Source organism: Oscillospiraceae bacterium MB08-C2-2 (assembly GCA_035621215.1).
Taxonomy (GTDB): Bacteria; Bacillota; Clostridia; order Oscillospirales; family Ruminococcaceae; genus WRAV01.
On the sequence record CP141729.1, the window covers coordinates 1,093,312 to 1,110,138 of the forward strand.

Sequence of the window (16,827 nt, forward strand, 5' to 3'; positions counted from 1 at the left end):
CAGGCCGATTTCATCAGCGGACAGGGCGTATATGGAACCCTCATCAATCGTCCGAACTTCGAGCCAACTTGGCCCGAAATCCCGCAAGGTATCCAGAGGCGTTCCCCCCTCTGGAATTCCCCCCACTCGCCGTATGGCAGAGCTTCCCATGTAAAAGAACATGGGAACCTTGCTGTTTAGTGTGGGCTTCGGCTTATGTCAATGGGCTTTTGCGGCATATGCTCCGTTTCGTCCGCTATTCCACATTCCCATTGACAACGCCTTTCGCCGTTTGATTTTCTCTGTTCTTTGGAAGAGTCCGGGGGCACGGGGGCAGAGCCACCGAAAAATTGAAGATTATAGCAACGTAGCGGAGCCGATTTTGACGTAGAATGGAGCGGACGGCAACGGGGCAGGGTTTTATCCTGTTCCCCGTTGTCGGTGGCGCAGTGGAACGGCAAAAATCCAGCCAGTCAAAGGGTTGAAGAGTGGAGATTTTGCGTCAGCAAAATACTACTCGGCCCTTGACTGACTGGATAGGCGTAGCGGCCTGATATACGGGAAAATTTTGGGCACGCCAGAAAATCTTGTGTAAAAGCAATTTTTCCACAGACAAGAAAACAGCAAAAAGATACGGATTTGTTCACCGAATTAAAGGTGGGGAATTGGCCGTGTTGACCGTTCTCCCAGCGGGCGGCGGCAGTATGCGCGGCGAAGCCGTGAATGCTGCTGCCACCTGCTGGGAAGCCTAAGCGACGGTCCGATTATCCGACCTGCCGATCTCCAAATAGGACTTCCAACTGGCTGATGACTTGGTCCCAATTTCGGCAACGGGCTGTCCAGTGTTCGACAATGTTTTTGGAGGCCAGATACAGGATTTTGAGCAGGGAATCGTCATTGGTAAAGGACGGCTTGTTTTTCGTGATTTTGCGGAATTGTTGGTTGAGTCCCTCAATGATATTGGTTGTATATATGATTTTCCTCGATCTCAAATTTTGCAATTACTTATTCATCTTATGCCGCCAAGCTAAATACCATCCTCAAACACGGAGGGTTATGATAAGCAAAGCAAATCCTTATTTTTGATAAGTAAATCCCGTTCCCATTGATATAGCCATTCCTCATGCGCAGAAATCCAGTTGTCAATTTTCAGGGCTTCTTCTATCCATTCCTCTGGATATAGAATTTGATTCTCCCCATATCCATGTTGAGAATTATGGTAATCGTGTAGCCCATAAACAAAAATATCTGCTAATTCCTGCTCCCCAGATTGCTTTAGATATTGCACAGTAGACTGTATATTGTTTGAATCTTTACCCTCGGCCTCATAAAACGTCCATACGCCTTGTCGTACAGACATTGCGAGCCAATTTACTATTGTCAAATAAGCAATAGCACGTAGCGGTTTTTTTGGCATTCTCCAAAGTGCTCCAGCAAAATCTGCTTCTACCCTCCAAAATTCAATAATGTCTATATTTGAAAGTTTCTGATAAAGCTGTTCTATATTATCCATTTTATCTCCTATTAGTAACCCTTTTTAAAGCTTCTACTCAATAATTAACCTTATGCCACTAAGGCAATCTATACATATTGCCCATATTATAACAAATAGTCGCAACCGTTAATAAATGCTTTGCGCTCCTCTGAGACAATTGCACCATAGTACGGATTATCTTTAGCATAATATGGCTTCATAAACTCAATCCATGGCCGATCAGTATTTACCTCGTCTTCGGCGGAAAAACCGTGTGTTAGTTCACGATTGAAAACTAAATTGTTAACCAATATTTGAGTGCGGAGAACAAAAGGATATAAATGTGTATATCTCAAATCCTCTTTAGGAAAAGAACCTGAGAATCTATAAATGTTTGCACCATGGGTAATCATCAAATCCATAAGTTGCGTTGTGACATCGGCCAAAAAAATTTGATATTCAGCTTCATCACTATTCTTGTATCCCTCACAAATGGCAACTGTCCACACAGGACGTAACCGATTATCCATCTTATTGGGGTCGGCTCCAAGTTGTAGCATATATGCAAAAAGTTCAATAAATTTTTTGGTCTTACTTCGTGTTTCTTCTGGGGAATATTTATATGAATGCAGAGTTGCTTGGGAATACACAGCACGAACCATGTCCATTAAAACCGGGAAGCAGACGATTTCTTGAGGCCTCAGCCCTTTGTCATCTTCTATAAAATTAACATCTGCACCCATATCCAGCAAATAAGAAATAATTTTTGTATCGCCAAAACCACCACCGCGCTTAATTGCAACTTGTAAAGGGGATTGTCCATCATCGGATTTAGGCGGTGATTTTGCAACACAATTCACAAGTCCAGGATTCTTCTCTAAAATACGTTGTACTTCTATCAAATCATTTTGCCGAATAGCAACAAATAGTTTTTTCATGTTAAGCATCTCCTTTATTGTCTTACTTCGTATGGGATGTAAATATTCTTATATATATGCCTTATAAAAATATTCTTTGTCAACCATCTACTTCTAAAACGTACTACCATGTACCCTACCACAACACCCAGCCTTGTCATTTCCGTTTTTTCCTGCCCTTTTTCTTGCCCGTACTTTTCAAATGCTTGGACTTTTGCAGCACCCGCATCATCACTTCAAATTCAACATCAGTCAGCTTGGTATAGTCAATCCCCAACCGCCGGCAATACAGGGCAGCCTGTTTCTTCTGTGCGCTCCCCTCAATGCTGGAAACAAACTCCATGTCCTGCTTCAATTCTCGCACAAAATCAGTTTCCGGGGCGCTGGTGCTGTCTTGCCTGTGGGTTTCCTTTATGTCTTTGATGATACCGTCCATATCGTCATGAACCGTATGACGGAAATACTCGTCCTCGTTGATGTGGGTAGCGTTCAAGATACGGATATGGCGGTCATGCTTGCCGGGGCGGTATTTCTTTTCTATGGTGTCCCTCGCCAGATTAACATAGGCGTTCAGGTTCTGCACTTGCATACTTGCAATCCCGTCCACATAAATCTCAATGTAAGCCAATAGTTTTACAAAATCCTTGTGCCCCGCCATTTCACAAAGAAGCCGGGTGTTGATGTTCCCACTTTTGAGTAGCTCTATCATTCCATCGCTCAAATGCAGTTCCGCAAGGTCTGCGTTTGGGTGATTTTTTGATTCGGTCAGACCCAGCAGATAATCAGCGGATACGCCGTAAAATTTCGCCAGTGTCACAATGCTGGTGTGGCTAATGTCCTTGTAATCTTCTGTTTCATAGTTGCCCAAAGCAGATTTTGAAATGCCTGTCCGCTGTTCCAACTGTTCCAGCGTCAGGCTCCGTTCCACCCGCAAATCCTTTAACCGCTCCTGTATCGTCAAGGCCACATTCATAGCCGTATCCTCCTTTCCCTGCCTCGATTTTCTGCTTGCCCCCATTATACCATACCTTTCCACAAGCGTGGAAATTTTTCATTTTCAGGCTGTTTTCCAGCCTTGTGGATATACGGGAGGGGCGGTCAAAAAAGTATACACTTAGGTTAGTTCATCGATGGACAGCACAAGTGAATGACCGTCTGAAAGGGATACCACCCGCAGGGGAAGCACCGCCACGAACCACACTTCGGGCCAACTTGGCCCGAAGTCGGGATAGCGTGCCAATACGGGGAAACGCCGCCATAAGGGGGCAGGAACGGCTTTCGGGAGAAACGGCGCAGGACAAAGAAAACGGAGGATCCCCATGAGAGAGAAAATAAAACCCCTAGAGCGCAAGCCGGGACGTTTCCCTGCCCCATATGACACCGGGACAGCGCAGATGGGCAAACGCCCTCATACGCCGGGAGTGCTGCAACTATGACAACGGCAACTGCATTTTGCTGGACGACGGGGAGGAATGTATCTGTGTCCAGAGCATTTCCTATTCCGTCTGCTGTACATGGTTCCGTCATGCGGTTTTGCCGCTGGACAAGCCACTGGAAGCGGAGCTTTTCCATAGCGGTGATGTGAAGCGGTGCGCCGTTTGCGGGGCGGCTATCGTCCCCGGCTCCAACCGTGCGAAATACTGTGAAGCCTGTTCCAAAGAGGTACACCGCAAGCAGAAGAACAAAAGCAACCAAAACAGACGGAACAAAAAGGACAGTTAAGGACTGAAAAGGCCCCATTTTACAAGGTTTTTTGAAGCCCGTTCCGGGGTAGGCGGTATATTTGTACTCCCACCCCGGAAAACGGGCTTCTAACCGTCCACAGGAGGGAGGATTGATAGATTCCCCAACACGCAATCCTACGCTTTGAAAAGCACAAGGGCAACCCGGCAAGGCCGCTGGAAGCCCACCATGAACGGCAGAAAGAGAAATACGCCAGTAACCCGGACATAGACACCAGCCGTAGCAGGTGCAATTTCCATATCGTCAAGCCGCAAGGCAGATACTACCACTTCATTCAAAACCGTATCAAACAGGCCGGGTGCAGGACACGCAAGGACAGCACCCGGTTTGTGGATACCCTGATAACCGCCAGCCCGGAATTTTTCAAGGGCAAATCCCCAAAGGAAACGGCGGCATTTTTCCAGAGGGCGGCTGACTTCCTTATCCAGCGGGTAGGCCGGGACAATATCGTGTCGGCGGTGGTTCACATGGACGAGAAAACGCCTCATATGTACCTGACCTTTGTGCCGCTGATACAGGACAACCGCCTGTCCGCAAAAGAGATTTTAGGCAACCGGGCCAGCCTTTCCAAATGGCAGGACAATTTTCACGCTCACATGGTGGAGAAATACCCGGACTTGGAGCGTGGGGAAAGTGCGTTCCAGACAGGCCGCAAGCATATCCCCACCCGGTTATTCAAACAGGCGGTTTCCATTTCCAAACAGGCAAAAGCCGTTGAAGCGGCACTGGACAATATCGGGCCGCTGAACGCCGGGAAGAAAAAAGAGGAAGCCCTCACCCTGCTGAAAAAGTGGTTTCCCCAGATGGAGAATTTCAGCGTCACCTATCATTACAATGCCAAGGGATTACTCCATACAGAGGCGGAAACCGGAGGCGTGGTAAAGACCTATTCATACGATGCCAACGGCAATCGCACCGGCTTTGAAATGAAAAAAGGCTCCTCTGTGGAAATGAGCCTTGGTTATGACTATGATCGCTTGAACCGGCTGAAAACTGTTATGCGCAGCGGCGCTGTCATTGCGCAGTATAAGTATACCATTGACGGTAACCGAGACACCCTTACTTACACCAGCAATAATAGCTCTATGGTGACCAGTTATAGCTACAACGATGCTAATCTTGTTCTGTCCCTGACAAATCGCAGCGGGAGCAATACTTTGTCCTCCTTCACCTACACCTATGATTTGGATGGGAATCAGAAAAGCAAGACAGCGGCGGTGAAAAACAAGGCCGCCAAGACCACCAACTATACGTATGATACCATGGGGCGGCTAAAGTCCTTACCGTTTATGTGCTGCTGTTACAAACTTGGAAAAATCAATGTTGAAGAATGTGAAGATCGATTAGAAGCGGTACTTATTGAGAATGCAGTGAGGAATAATCACACTATTCTTGACGACTTAGATAAAGTTTTTAGAGAAAATCTCCTAAACAGAGATGATAGTGATGAGTCTAGAAACACCATAACCGCAGTAATTAATGTTATCACGCGACTACAGAATTCACCGTTTTCGGAGATGCGCAATTTTTTATCTTCTGGGTATATGAATTTACTTATATTGTGCCGTCGTTATCAAAGCAATGAATTTGATGTGTTAGAATTTCGGGATCATCTTCAAACAGTAATCGCTTTACCCAACATTTCTATGAATGAAGAGGTAGAGAATCTTTATGAAGAGGCCTTAACTAAGCTGGATGATATTGAATATCTTTATAGTATGGCTAAGGCCGAAGAAATCGGAAAAGAATTCGCAGATAAACTGATAACCGCAATAAACAGAAAATAGACATTGAGCCGCTGGATTCAGATCGAATCCAGCGGCTATGTATTATTAATTATTCAATCCAAGATGGAATAGGGCTATAATCAGCTTAACCAATGGCATAACACAATATTAATCCGACTATCATCTTAAAGTGATAGTAACACCCGAAGTCCTACAGCGTATGGGAAGGCGAAAGCTTAGTACCCCGCACATCACTCCTAAGATTGGAAAGCTGTCTTCATAGATAGAAACATCTCCTTTTAAAAAGGTTCATATTGTTACCCTCCAATATTTTGATTGTAACCTAAGTACTGCATCGATACCGGGTGTTGGTCACGAAAAACAGGTTACGATAGAATAGAAAAAAGGCGCTCTAATTTCTCAAGCGCCTTAAAAGTGTGAAATCTCTCTTGTTTCGCCGACCGAAGCAGATCGGCGTGTTGAAGGAGTAAATACAGGTTACATTTTTTATTGCTCGATCCGTTCTTGCACCGGGCATAGTTTTTTCTTCTGTAACATATCGTGACTAGCATTCCTATTGACAAACTTTTTCGGGTTCAGGTCAAACTTCTCCTGCGAGAAAATGCAAGGTGCTTACTAAGGTGAGTTTACAGCGAATTATAAAACGCCCTCAAGTCCTGCTTTGTATTTTCAGAAAGCTCGGTATCCCTAATATTTTCAATTGCACCCTGAATGCCATAAAGCATATGCAGACAGGCCCCGTCATCGACCTCAATCCTGATGCGGAAAAAGGCTTCTTTGCTTCCCATCTGTATAAGCTGCTGTGATGTATAAACCCCTATCGCATTCAGATTTTTTTCTAAAACCTTGCCCACATTAGGCATTGAAGATAACGTTGCCACAAAACCACCTACTCAAAATATTTTTCCCAAGCCGGGAGTTTTCTCATACTACTTTCAGTTATCTCCCGAGCTGCTTTTTCATCAAAACCCTGTGTTTTGATTATAAAATTAGCCATAGCCTCTTTCTTTTCTTCAAATGACTGCATAGAACCATCTGAGTGGGCACAATGCACACAGTAATCTTTAGCTACATCGCCGTTGGGGTAGTCAGATATTTCCTGCATTGGCATCCCACAAGATATACATACTTTCATTTTTAAAGCCTCCTATTTTCCAATTAATTTTAAAAACATTCCGGTCAGTTCTTCACTATATCTATCAATAAGGGGATCTTCTGGTGAGAATAACTCTTTGTTCTGTAAGTAGTAGTGGATTAATCCCATCCACGTATTAAACAGTAGGTGTATTGGAATATCTTTGATCCCCTGCCTTTCATAATCTTGTTCAATGATTTTACTAAAGTGATAGGCCGTGATCGATTGTAATTTTACTAAGCTGATCCTTGTTTCATCTGGCAACAAATTTTTTTCGGTTATTAACCGAAGATAAAAGTTTTCGTGCTTCGATAAAACATTCAAATGTGTTCTCAGAAACTCTCTAATATCACACTTTTTTTCTGCCAAAGTATGCAACTCAAGCCCCAGACTATCTCCAAAATCCTCTATAACAGCACATAGCAACTCATCTACTGATGGAAAATGCACAAAGATCGTGCCATGCGATACGCCTGCTTCTTTTGCAATTGTGGCAGTTGTTGCAGAAAACCCTTGTTCCGAATACACGATATAAGCTGTTTCAACAATCTTATTTCGTGTATTCTCTTTTTGTAATTGTCTTTTTGATTTCACTCAATAACCTCCAACTCAATGAGTACAAACTCATTATATAGCAAATACAAATTGAAATCAAGATAAAATTTCTTTTTCAGCTTTCCTAAGTGTAATGGGTCAACTGGCGAAACGAATAATAAAGAACAAGAGTACGAAGATTCGTTTCCATAATGCGTTTATCCAATTTAGATCCAAGGCCGCTTTGCTGTCATGAAACGAGAGCATATGATGGACAAAATCAGGAAGAGAGTCCTTTTTTGGGCGTGCGATGAATGTCTTCTTTCCGCCTTATCGGAACGCTAAAGTTTTCTCTTACAAAAAAGCAATCCGGTTTGCATCGTTCAAGCCGGATTTGCTTTGTCTTTGAATAATAAATGCTGTATAATTGAAGCCAGATGAAAAACTGTGGGGCAAAATACAAATTAGCTATGGACACCTGCGCGTGAAAAGATGCACAAAGAAGGAATGATAGTACATGAAAAGAAAGCAGGCACTTTTTTTGATCCTCATTCTGGTTGCTTTACTTATGATAGCCGGGTGCACACCGCCGGAAGAAATCCGTCCTGAAGAACCTGCGGTTTCGGAGCTGCCTGCATCATCGCCTGCCCCTTCTTCATCGGCAGCGGAACTGCCCCGATCGGATAGCGAATCAGCAGAGGTCTCTATTGAGGATGACAAGAACCCTGACGATGACTTTATGAATGACGACGGTTCTATCAATATTGGAGTGAGAGACGCCGCTATTCAGAAGGTCTTGGATTCTGTGGAAGAAGGAACGTATGTAACGTATAGCGCAGTGGGCAACACAGAGCATGTGGAATTACTGAATGAGTGGGTCACGTGCTTTCAAATGGGTGAATCCGCCCAGCCCCTCTATCTTTTTCACTATGGGTATGGCTGGGGCAACGCTTTGAGGTTGCTGGAATACAAGGGGGGCAGCCATTACACGGTGACGGACTGCGTCTCAGGGGAATCGTGGAAATCGGCGGTGATTGTCAAACGCGCTGTGGACTTTGTGTTTGGCACTGACTTGCCACTAAATGAATATATGGCGAAAGCCGAGGCTTGCATTGTACGCCATGTGCCTTATTCGGCGGCAATGCTGAAATATGACCTGGACTTAACCCCCGCATTGGGCAGCATGACAGCAAAAGAAGCCTGCGAACGGGCGATTCTACACAACAGCGATGGTCATTACGGCGGCGGCTATATGGGAGGCGGATGGAGTTCGGATCACTGGGAACCGAAAACTTCTGCGGGTGAGGCCGTTGTGGACGGGTCTAGCGTTGCAACCATTACAGGAGCAGTTGAGTTGATGGGAAGGCCTTGCTATCTGATTACAATTGAATGTGAGATGGTGAATGGCTTTCCCGCGCGGGGGGATCTGGCGATCAGCGCCGATGGAAGACTAATATTCACCGATCATCGTATGGGGGGCGACGATTGGTACAGCTTGAGAACCGATTATGATGAACAGTATATCGTTACGGCACATTGATTCGATAGGGCTGCCAATACGCAAAATCAGCCGAGTGCGTTCTAACTGACAGCCAATCTCTGCTATCTCAAGTGATAACCGAATACAATGAATCTCAAAAAGCTGGCAATGTTGGCGTAGAAAGGCCCTTTTTTCTTGCCAATTCTTGCGTTGGCATAAGGTGAACCCCGGTTTTCGTTGCTGAAAACCGGGGTTCTTTGACACTCTGAAACAGACAGCATATTATGCTGTCTGTATTTTGTTATACCGCTTGTTTTTACCACGACTTTGCCAACAGTTAGACCATATTTGCTTTTCTTGCGCAACAAGCTCCATCATGGAGGAAAGTCTGTGAATCCCAACATTCTCTTTACTGGCTTGTAGGTTTATACTGTCACTCAGAATTTTCTAGTAGTGGATCTCTGCCATCACCTGAGATGCTCCTATTTTCTCTTGAATGAGCCCAGCGCTATACATCCAGTCAATGTTGGTCTCCCAGTTTTCAGCAGTTTGGCTCAAAAAAGGGGCATTGGCAGCTTCCATCAAAGGCAGCAATGTCTGGCAGGATTTCCCTTCCACCGAGGGAGACAAGGGGAAATTCTCCTCATTCTGATTGTCCAGCAAGATTTGCAGGCAAGCCTCCCTATCCGCCTGAAAGTCCTTAAAGCCTTTGGATGAGGCTCGCAGGAAGCCAGCCAGTACCTCCGGCTCGGCTTCAATCATTTCATTACCGGCCAGAAATACGGCCTCATAGTAATTGGGGATGCCATATTCATTGACCATAAAATGGTTTACTTCAAAGCCCTCTTCCTCCATCTGCGGAACCTCGTGGTTCACAAGGCAGCCAATGGTGGCATCCACATTGCCAGTGGTCATGGAGCTCATCAGTTCAAAGCCTACGTTTACCATCTCCACGCTGGAAAAATCCGCACCGCTGGCTTGCATCATGGTCTGTACCAGCGCCTCGCTCAACGCAGTACCGGCATAGCCCACGGTTTTGCCATCAAGGTCTGCGGGCTTCTGGATGTTCTTATCCGCCAGAGACAGGATGATATTCAGGGGCGACTGCACCACAGCACCAATCGACTTCACGCCGATGTTCTGGTTTGCAACTGCTTGAATAACATCATGCTCATAGTATACGCCGATTTCCGCCTTTCCGGCAGCAACCAGTGACAAAGCATCGTTGTCATTGGCAGGAAACTGGATTTTCACATCCAAGCCCTCATCCTTGTAGTAACCACGCTCAATTGCGGTGTATATAAAGGTGTGCAGGGCGTTGGGGTACCAATCCAGTACTACGTTGATTTCCCGGAGCGCCTCCCCTTCTCCTGCGTTTTCCGGCTGGGCACAACCAGTCAGCGGGGTTAGCAACAGCATCGCTGCCAGAAGCAGCACTGTTATCTTTTTCATGGATATTCCTTCTTTCTTTATTGGCCACGCCAGGTTATGAGGCGTTTTTCAAGGATGCTTACAATGGCCACAAGGAGCATGGCTACCACAGACAGCAGTAAGATGGGTGCAAAGACACCGGCTCCATCCAGCTGTGTCATCATACGGCGGCTGAAATAGCCAAGCCCCCTCTGAGCACCCAGCCACTCTCCGATTGCCGCTCCGATGAGAGACAAGGGCACCGCCATTTTGATGGCGGAGAAAAAGTAGGGCAATACAGCCGGGAGCTTTAGCTTCCAGAAAATCTGCCGCTTGCTGGCTCTAAATGTAAAAAGCAGCTCAATCATCTCGGACTTTACCGACCGGAATCCATCAAACACCGTGATGGTGATGGGGAAAAATGTCATCAGCACCGCCACCAGAACCTTGCTCCACAGGCTATAGCCAAACCACAGAACAAAAAGCGGAGCCAACGCCGTAACAGGTATAGTCTGCGATGCGATAATCAGTGGGTATAACGCCTTTTCTGCAACAGGGCATCCATCCATAAGGACAGCAAGCCCCAGCCCCAAAACAACGGAAATCGCAAGGCCGACACCCACCACAGACATGGTTGCAGACAGATGTGCACCAAACAAAGGTTGGCGCAGCTCCCACAGCCGCCGAAGCACCTGCAGGGGACTTGGCAGAATATAGGCCGCATCAATGCTCATGGCAGAAGCCTGCCAGAGCATCAGCAGTGCCAGCGCCAGTGCGGCAGCGGGGAGATTCCCCCGGTTGGATCGTCTCATAGATTATCCCTCCGCAGCATGGCGATCAATTGTTCCTTTAGTGCCAGTATTTCGGGCTGTCGTAGGGTTTGCGGCGTCCGGGGATATTCGGCGGGGACTTGGAAAGAGCGCAGTTGGGTAATGGGTGTTCCCTCCGCCACCAATACCCGACCGGAAAGGAATAGAGCTTCCTCAACATCATGGGTAATAAACAAAATTGTTTTGCGTTCTCGCTCCCATTGCCGGAGCAGCCACTCCCGCATGGTTAGGCGGGTCAGGTAATCCAGAGCAGAAAATGGTTCATCCAGCAACAGAAGGCTGGAGCCGGTGAGTACCGTCCGGGCAAAGGCAGCCCGCTGGCGCATACCGCCGGAGAGCTCTTTTGGAGATTTTTTGCTCCAGTCCTCCAAGCCAACAGCGGCTAGTGCCTGCCTGACACGCAAATCCATTTCCGAATCGGAAAAGCCACCTTGAATCTCCAACGGCAGCCGCACATTTTCCGCCACGGAACGCCAAGGAAACAACATATCCTGCTGAGGCATATAGCCGCAGTAATGCTTCTGGCTTCCAATATTCGTTCCGTCCACCAGTATCTCGCCGCTTTTGGGCTCCAGCAGCTGGTTCACCAGACGAAAAACAGTGCTTTTCCCACAACCGGAGGGACCCACAATGGATACGAACTCCCCCTTCTCCACATGAAAGGAGAGGTCATCAATGATGGAGAAATCCTCCGCCTTATATTGAAAAGCTACGTCTTTAAAGGTCAGCATAGGCTTACACGCTCATTTTCCATGCCATATCCCAGAAAGCACCTTCGTACCGGGAGCATGTGATGAAAATTTCTTCCAGCCGCCGCATTTGTGCTTCGGAATAGTTCGCTGTCAGCCGCTCAAGCAGATCAATTAAGTTCTGGTTCGCCTGCGCATAGCCAGGGTCCGCATAGCCATGTATCCACTCGCCATAAAAGGGATGATCGCCACAGGCAGGATACGCTTTCATCATCTCTTTGGCAATGACCTCGTAGCTCAGCGCACAGGAAAGGATAACCCCGGCAATCTCCCCCGGGCCTTCTTCGTAGGCCACCCGAAGCATGTAGGAAGTATACGAGAGGTTATCCAGAGCCACGGGAGTCTGCTCCGCATCCTTTAGAGAGATGCCAAGCCGCTGCATATAGCCTTTATGAATATCCATTTCGCCATCAAGAATCTGGGATACATAGCTTGCAAACAGGCGCATGGCTCCTATATCTTGTGCCTTGGCCACACCAATGGTGAATACCTTGGCATAGTCAATCAAGTACAGATAGTCCTGCACCATGTAATATTGAAACGTCTCACGATCCAGGGTACCGTTGGCGATCCCCTGAACAAAAGGGTGGGTATGGTAGCCCTCCCATATTTCTTTCGAGGCGTCCAACAGACGTCTCGTTGCTTGCATATTCATTCCTTCGCCTCCTTAGTAAACTCGCCAGTGATAGCGAAAGCGTGGTTCATAGGCCCGGAGCCTGTGCCCAAATCCAGCATGGCCCCCAGTGCCCCGGAGATATAAGCCTTAGCACGCTCCACAGCTGTTTCCAAATCGTAGCCCTTTGCCAAGTTCGAGGCAATAGCGCTGGATAGGGTGCAGCCAGTTCCGTGAGTATTGGGATTGTTGATCCGTTTTCCGTAAAACCATCGGTAATCTCCATCCTGATACAGCAGATCGTTGGCATCGCTCACTTGGTGCCCGCCCTTGCACAGCGCGGCGCAGTGATAGGTCTCACTAATATATTGGGCGGCGGTCAGCATATCTTCTGCACTTTTTACCTTCATGCCAGAGAGGACTTCCGCCTCCGGGATATTCGGCGTCAGCACAGTAGCCAGAGGCAGCAAGTGTTGCTTTAGTGTGACTATAGCATCCTCACTGATAAGTCTTGATCCGCTGGTAGTCACCATCACTGGGTCCACCACAATGTTGACCACCTCATACTGCCTTAGCTTTTGCGCAATTACCATGATAAGCTCCACAGAGGATACCATGCCGATCTTCACCGCATCAGGGCGGATATCGGAAAAAACGCTGTCGATCTGTTGGGCAAGAAATGCTAGGGGAACCTCTAAAATCCCCTGAACGCCGGTAGTGTTCTGCGCAACCAAAGCGGTGATGGCACTCATGGCATATACGCCGTTGGCCGTCATAGTTTTGATATCTGCCTGAATACCGGCGCCTCCGCTGGGATCGGTTCCAGCGATTGATAATGCTGTTCTCATAAGTCAAGAACTCCTTTCATGTTTAAGCACTATTTTTATTGAGCGACAAAGAGTGGTGCCCCCGGTTTGCCGCTATTTCAAGGCTCTCCTACCTGTGAAATCAGTGGAATGTAATGGTTTCATCCGCCAAACGGCAGATTTGATCCCAGTGGTCGTCCTCTTCGGTGTCGTATACAGCTACCACATAAAAATTGGCTTTCTTAGCGGTTTCGATGGCATAGAGGGCATCCTCATATACAGCCATTTCGCTGGGAAGCGTACCCAACCGACTTGCTGCCTCCAGATAAATGTCCGGCTCCCTCTTGCTGGTTCCCATGCTTTCGCAGGAAAGCACAAACTCAAAATAGGAAAGCACCCCTAAGCGTTGCAAACAGACCTCCATAAGATGCTGTGCAGTGGCAGAAGCCACGCACATCCGAACCCCCGCTTGCCTGAGCCGCTCAAGGTGTTCTCTCACCCCCGGCTTTAAAGGGATATCCTTGCGGTAATGGGCATCCATGATGTGATTCATCTCATCTGCAGCAGCCTGGGGTGACACCAGGAGACCAAAGCGGGCCACAAACAGCGCCGCAGACTCGCTCATTGTCAGCGGCCGCATTTCCTCCCGAATGCTCTCCAAGCCTTCCGTGATGCCCTTGGATTCCAGATATTCCTGCCCGAGGCTTCTCCACAGCTGCATCGAGTCAATCAGTGTACCGTCCATGTCAAAAATGGCAAAGGGTTTATGCATGGCCCTGCACCATTTGGTTTGCAAGCGCCAGCAGCTCGGCGGTGGCCGCACCGGGATCATCCGCTGCAAAAATAGCGGATACTACAGCGACGCCATCCACGCCGCTGCCGGAAAGCTGCAAGATATTCTTTTTGGAAATGCCGCCGATGGCGACGGTGGGAACCCGAACGGCATTGCAGATATCCTTGAGGGTTTGGTAAGACATCTGATCCACATCGGTTTTGGTAGAAGTAGAGAACACAGCGCCCAAGCCCAGATAATCCGCCCCATTTTTCACTGCCTCCAGCGCTTCCTCCACGGTGTGCGCCGAAACACCGATGATCATGCCTTCACCCACACGTGCCCGAACGTCGGAGGCAAGCATATCCGCCTGCCCCACATGAACCCCGTCGGCACCGCACTGAATTGCAATATCCACATTGTCGTTGATAATGAACGGTACACCGTACCGTTTGCAGAGATCTGCAAGCGCTATGGCCTCCGCCAAAAATGCATCCCCGTCCAGATCCTTTTCTCTGAGCTGGATGCAGGTAACACCGTTTTTCAGGGCGGCTTCCACCTGCTCATACAGGCTTTGCTCCCCAACCCACGCCCTATCCGTTACTGCATACAGCAGCATTGCCTTTTTATCGCACTTCATAGTTCGCCCCTCTTTCCAGCTCATCCGCAGACAGATTGCAGATGGCATCAATAATATAGTTTCGATAGCTGGAATTGCCGTCCAGCTCGGTCATTCGCTGCTTCGCTTTTTCTCCGCAAAAGCCCATGGCGCAGACTGCGGCGGCAGCCGCTTCCAGCACATGCCCCGGATTGGCCGTTACATACGCCGCGATCAAGGCGGAGAGCTGACAGCCGGTTCCGGTGATTTTGCTCATATCCGCATGGCCATTGCGAATGCAGTATGCTGTGTTCTGGTCAGCAACAATGTCAATCTCTCCGGTGATGGCAATTACTGCGCCGGTCTTTTGGGCAAACGCCTTTGCAAAAGCGATCGCTTCCTCTAAATTTTGCTCGGTGACCCGATCAGAGACATCCGCATCTACCCCTTTGGTGGTGCCGTTTCCGTGGGCAAGAGCCTTGATTTCGGAGATATTGCCCCGAATAACCGCAAACTGAATGTCCTGCAGCAGTTCCAGTGCGGTATCGGTGCGAAGGAAAGATGCCCCCGCCCCCACAGGATCGAGGACTACAGGATGGCCCAGCAAATTTGCCTTTCGTCCGGCGGCAAGCATAGCCGGGATGGTGCGCTGGTTCAGGGTGCCAATATTGATGTTGAGGCCGCCGCAGATCGAAGTAATCTCCTCCACTTCACCCACATCATCGGCCATAATGGGCGAACCACCACAAGCCAAAAGGATATTGGCACAGTCATTCACGGTGACATAATTGGTAATATTGTGGATCAGCGGCGACTGCTTCCGAACATTTTCAAGCATTTCCTTTATCATGATTAGTTTCCTTTCATACTGTCGGCAAATTGGTTGAGGCGAGACTGAATGGTTGCGAGAGCTCCGGTTTTTTTTAGTGAGTAGATCAAAGCCCCCGACAGGAGCGAACCGGCAGCTGTAGAAATAAGGAAAGGGATGATATAGGCATAAAACGCTAAGTCACCGGCTGCTCGTCCCATAAAGAAAATGGCAACCGGATAGGCACTGAGCCCGCCTACAATTGCAGTGCCAAATACCTCAGCGGCCAGTGTCGGAAAAATCTTTTGGCTCTTCCGATACATCAAGCCGCAAAGGAGAGCGCCAAACATACTGCCCGGAAAAGCCATCAGACTGCCAAGACCCAGCAAATTTCGAATCAGGCTTGCACCAAAGGCAACACCCACCCCATAACCGGGGCCGAGCAAAACGGCGCAGAGGATGTTGACCATGTGCTGTACAGGGGCACACTTGCTTCCGAATACAGGAACAGAAAACAAACTTCCGACAACAGCTACCCCACACAAAACTCCCGCAATGGATAGCTTTTGAATATTCAGTTTTTTCATGATGTAAGCTCCTTTTTAATTGTGTTAGCGAAAACGGCAATAACAGCGTCGCTTTCCTTTTAAGTGGAAATGGGCAAGCTTCACCCACAAAGGTCGGTCGAGACTTTCTGGTCTCCTCTCACGCCGGAACACGGCTTCCCATCGCTGTTATACAAGACACAGGGCGCTCCCCCTTGTCCGTCACGGTCACCCGTGAATGCCGCCATCACATCCTTTCAAAAAAAGAGCAATAAAAACAGAGGCCCCCTGATGCAAGGCCTCCGAAAGAATCAAATTATGACTCCCTACGGCGGCATTATCCGCATCAGGTTCCAGGGTCGAAGTTTGGTAACTTCCTCTCAGCCTGTCTCACAAGCTCCCCATTTTTGTTTTGTGTGTTGTTATGAATAAAAATAGGAGACACCGATACGGTGCCTCCGAAAGAATCAGAAAATGATTCCCTACGGCGGCATTATCCGCATCAGGTTCCAGGGTCGAAGCCTAATGACTTCCTCTCAGCCCGCAACACGAGCTCCCCATATCTTAGATATAGTATACTCCATCCAATTTAAAAAAGCAAGACTACTAGTCTGGGGCCCATAAAAGAAGCAGATGTTTCATAATCAAAACAGAAAAAGCTTGTTTCTGTCTTATTACAAGAAAGG

Annotated in this window: 16 protein-coding genes, 3 pseudogenes and 2 riboswitches; of the genes and pseudogenes, 3 read left to right on the forward strand and 16 right to left on the reverse strand. The window is 47.9% G+C overall.

The window, feature by feature from the left end:
• Window positions 1–743: 743 nt before the first annotated feature.
• The 4 genes and pseudogenes from U6B65_04965 to U6B65_04980 all read right to left on the reverse strand — a co-directional run bounded on the left by U6B65_04965 (window position 744) and on the right by U6B65_04980 (window position 3,343).
• A pseudogene (locus U6B65_04965) lies at window positions 744–962 on the reverse strand (transposase).
• 71 nt (window positions 963–1,033) lie between these two features.
• On the reverse strand, window positions 1,034–1,492 hold the full coding sequence (locus tag U6B65_04970; GenBank protein WRS28486.1) for a hypothetical protein: 459 nt from the start codon (window positions 1,490–1,492) through the stop codon (window positions 1,034–1,036).
• 86 nt (window positions 1,493–1,578) lie between these two features.
• The gene (locus tag U6B65_04975; protein WRS28487.1) at window positions 1,579–2,391 is read right to left on the reverse strand and encodes an ankyrin repeat domain-containing protein; all 813 of its coding nucleotides are present in this window, start codon (window positions 2,389–2,391) and stop codon (window positions 1,579–1,581) included.
• Between the two features lie 136 nt (window positions 2,392–2,527).
• The gene (locus U6B65_04980) at window positions 2,528–3,343 is read right to left on the reverse strand and encodes a helix-turn-helix transcriptional regulator (protein WRS28488.1); all 816 of its coding nucleotides are present in this window, start codon (window positions 3,341–3,343) and stop codon (window positions 2,528–2,530) included.
• 346 nt (window positions 3,344–3,689) lie between these two features.
• Between U6B65_04980 and U6B65_04985 the strand changes: the two are divergent.
• Both U6B65_04985 and mobV read left to right on the forward strand, forming a co-directional pair.
• Window positions 3,690–4,092 (forward strand): annotated as a pseudogene (locus U6B65_04985) (cysteine-rich VLP protein).
• A gap of 119 nt (window positions 4,093–4,211) precedes the next feature.
• Window positions 4,212–4,931, forward strand: a pseudogene (gene mobV / locus U6B65_04990) (MobV family relaxase).
• 1,556 nt (window positions 4,932–6,487) lie between these two features.
• Here mobV and U6B65_04995 read toward each other — a convergent pair.
• From U6B65_04995 to U6B65_05005, 3 genes are read right to left on the reverse strand one after another with little or no spacing between them, the layout of a single operon-like run.
• Entirely contained in the window at window positions 6,488–6,742 is a 255-nt protein-coding gene (locus U6B65_04995) for a TfoX/Sxy family DNA transformation protein (GenBank protein WRS28489.1), read from the reverse strand.
• 8 nt (window positions 6,743–6,750) lie between these two features.
• Window positions 6,751–6,996: a zinc ribbon domain-containing protein gene (locus U6B65_05000; protein WRS28490.1), complete on the reverse strand. Its 246-nt coding sequence runs from the start codon at window positions 6,994–6,996 to the stop codon at window positions 6,751–6,753.
• 12 nt (window positions 6,997–7,008) lie between these two features.
• Window positions 7,009–7,590 (reverse strand): TetR/AcrR family transcriptional regulator, encoded by a 582-nt coding sequence (locus U6B65_05005; GenBank protein ID WRS28491.1) that lies wholly within the window; start codon window positions 7,588–7,590, stop codon window positions 7,009–7,011.
• A 457-nt stretch (window positions 7,591–8,047) separates the two neighbouring features.
• Here U6B65_05005 and U6B65_05010 point away from each other — a divergent pair, with 457 nt between their 5' ends.
• Window positions 8,048–9,070: a hypothetical protein gene (locus U6B65_05010; protein WRS28492.1), complete on the forward strand. Its 1,023-nt coding sequence runs from the start codon at window positions 8,048–8,050 to the stop codon at window positions 9,068–9,070.
• Between the two features lie 387 nt (window positions 9,071–9,457).
• Here U6B65_05010 and U6B65_05015 read toward each other — a convergent pair whose 3' ends face one another.
• The 9 genes from U6B65_05015 to thiW all read right to left on the reverse strand — a co-directional run bounded on the left by U6B65_05015 (window position 9,458) and on the right by thiW (window position 16,183).
• Window positions 9,458–10,462, reverse strand: a complete 1,005-nt coding sequence (locus U6B65_05015; protein WRS28493.1) for an ABC transporter substrate-binding protein — start codon at window positions 10,460–10,462, stop codon at window positions 9,458–9,460.
• 17 nt (window positions 10,463–10,479) lie between these two features.
• On the reverse strand, window positions 10,480–11,232 hold the full coding sequence (locus U6B65_05020) for an ABC transporter permease (GenBank protein ID WRS28494.1): 753 nt from the start codon (window positions 11,230–11,232) through the stop codon (window positions 10,480–10,482).
• On the reverse strand, window positions 11,229–11,981 hold the full coding sequence (locus U6B65_05025; protein ID WRS28495.1) for an ABC transporter ATP-binding protein: 753 nt from the start codon (window positions 11,979–11,981) through the stop codon (window positions 11,229–11,231). Before U6B65_05025 ends, U6B65_05020 begins: the two co-directional genes overlap by 4 nt.
• A gap of 4 nt (window positions 11,982–11,985) precedes the next feature.
• The gene (tenA, locus tag U6B65_05030) at window positions 11,986–12,654 is read right to left on the reverse strand and encodes a thiaminase II (protein ID WRS28496.1); all 669 of its coding nucleotides are present in this window, start codon (window positions 12,652–12,654) and stop codon (window positions 11,986–11,988) included.
• Window positions 12,651–13,460: a bifunctional hydroxymethylpyrimidine kinase/phosphomethylpyrimidine kinase gene (gene thiD, locus U6B65_05035; protein ID WRS28497.1), complete on the reverse strand. Its 810-nt coding sequence runs from the start codon at window positions 13,458–13,460 to the stop codon at window positions 12,651–12,653. Before thiD ends, tenA begins: the two co-directional genes overlap by 4 nt.
• 100 nt (window positions 13,461–13,560) lie before the next feature.
• Window positions 13,561–14,190, reverse strand: coding sequence for an HAD family phosphatase (locus U6B65_05040; protein ID WRS28498.1), 630 nt, complete (start codon window positions 14,188–14,190; stop codon window positions 13,561–13,563).
• Window positions 14,183–14,830, reverse strand: a complete 648-nt coding sequence (gene thiE / locus U6B65_05045) for a thiamine phosphate synthase (GenBank protein ID WRS28499.1) — start codon at window positions 14,828–14,830, stop codon at window positions 14,183–14,185. The genes U6B65_05040 and thiE overlap by 8 nt, the downstream gene beginning before the upstream one ends.
• A complete protein-coding gene (thiM, locus tag U6B65_05050; protein ID WRS28500.1) occupies window positions 14,817–15,638 on the reverse strand; it encodes a hydroxyethylthiazole kinase in 822 nt (273 codons plus the stop codon). Before thiM ends, thiE begins: the two co-directional genes overlap by 14 nt.
• Window positions 15,639–15,640: 2 nt before the next feature.
• Window positions 15,641–16,183 carry an energy coupling factor transporter S component ThiW gene (thiW, locus tag U6B65_05055; GenBank protein WRS28501.1) on the reverse strand — a complete coding sequence of 181 codons (543 nt, stop codon included), beginning with the start codon at window positions 16,181–16,183 and terminating at the stop codon, window positions 15,641–15,643.
• A gap of 264 nt (window positions 16,184–16,447) precedes the next feature.
• A riboswitch (TPP riboswitch) is annotated at window positions 16,448–16,555 on the reverse strand.
• A 48-nt stretch (window positions 16,556–16,603) separates the two neighbouring features.
• Window positions 16,604–16,712: riboswitch (TPP riboswitch) on the reverse strand.
• Between the last annotated feature and the right edge of the window lie 115 nt (window positions 16,713–16,827).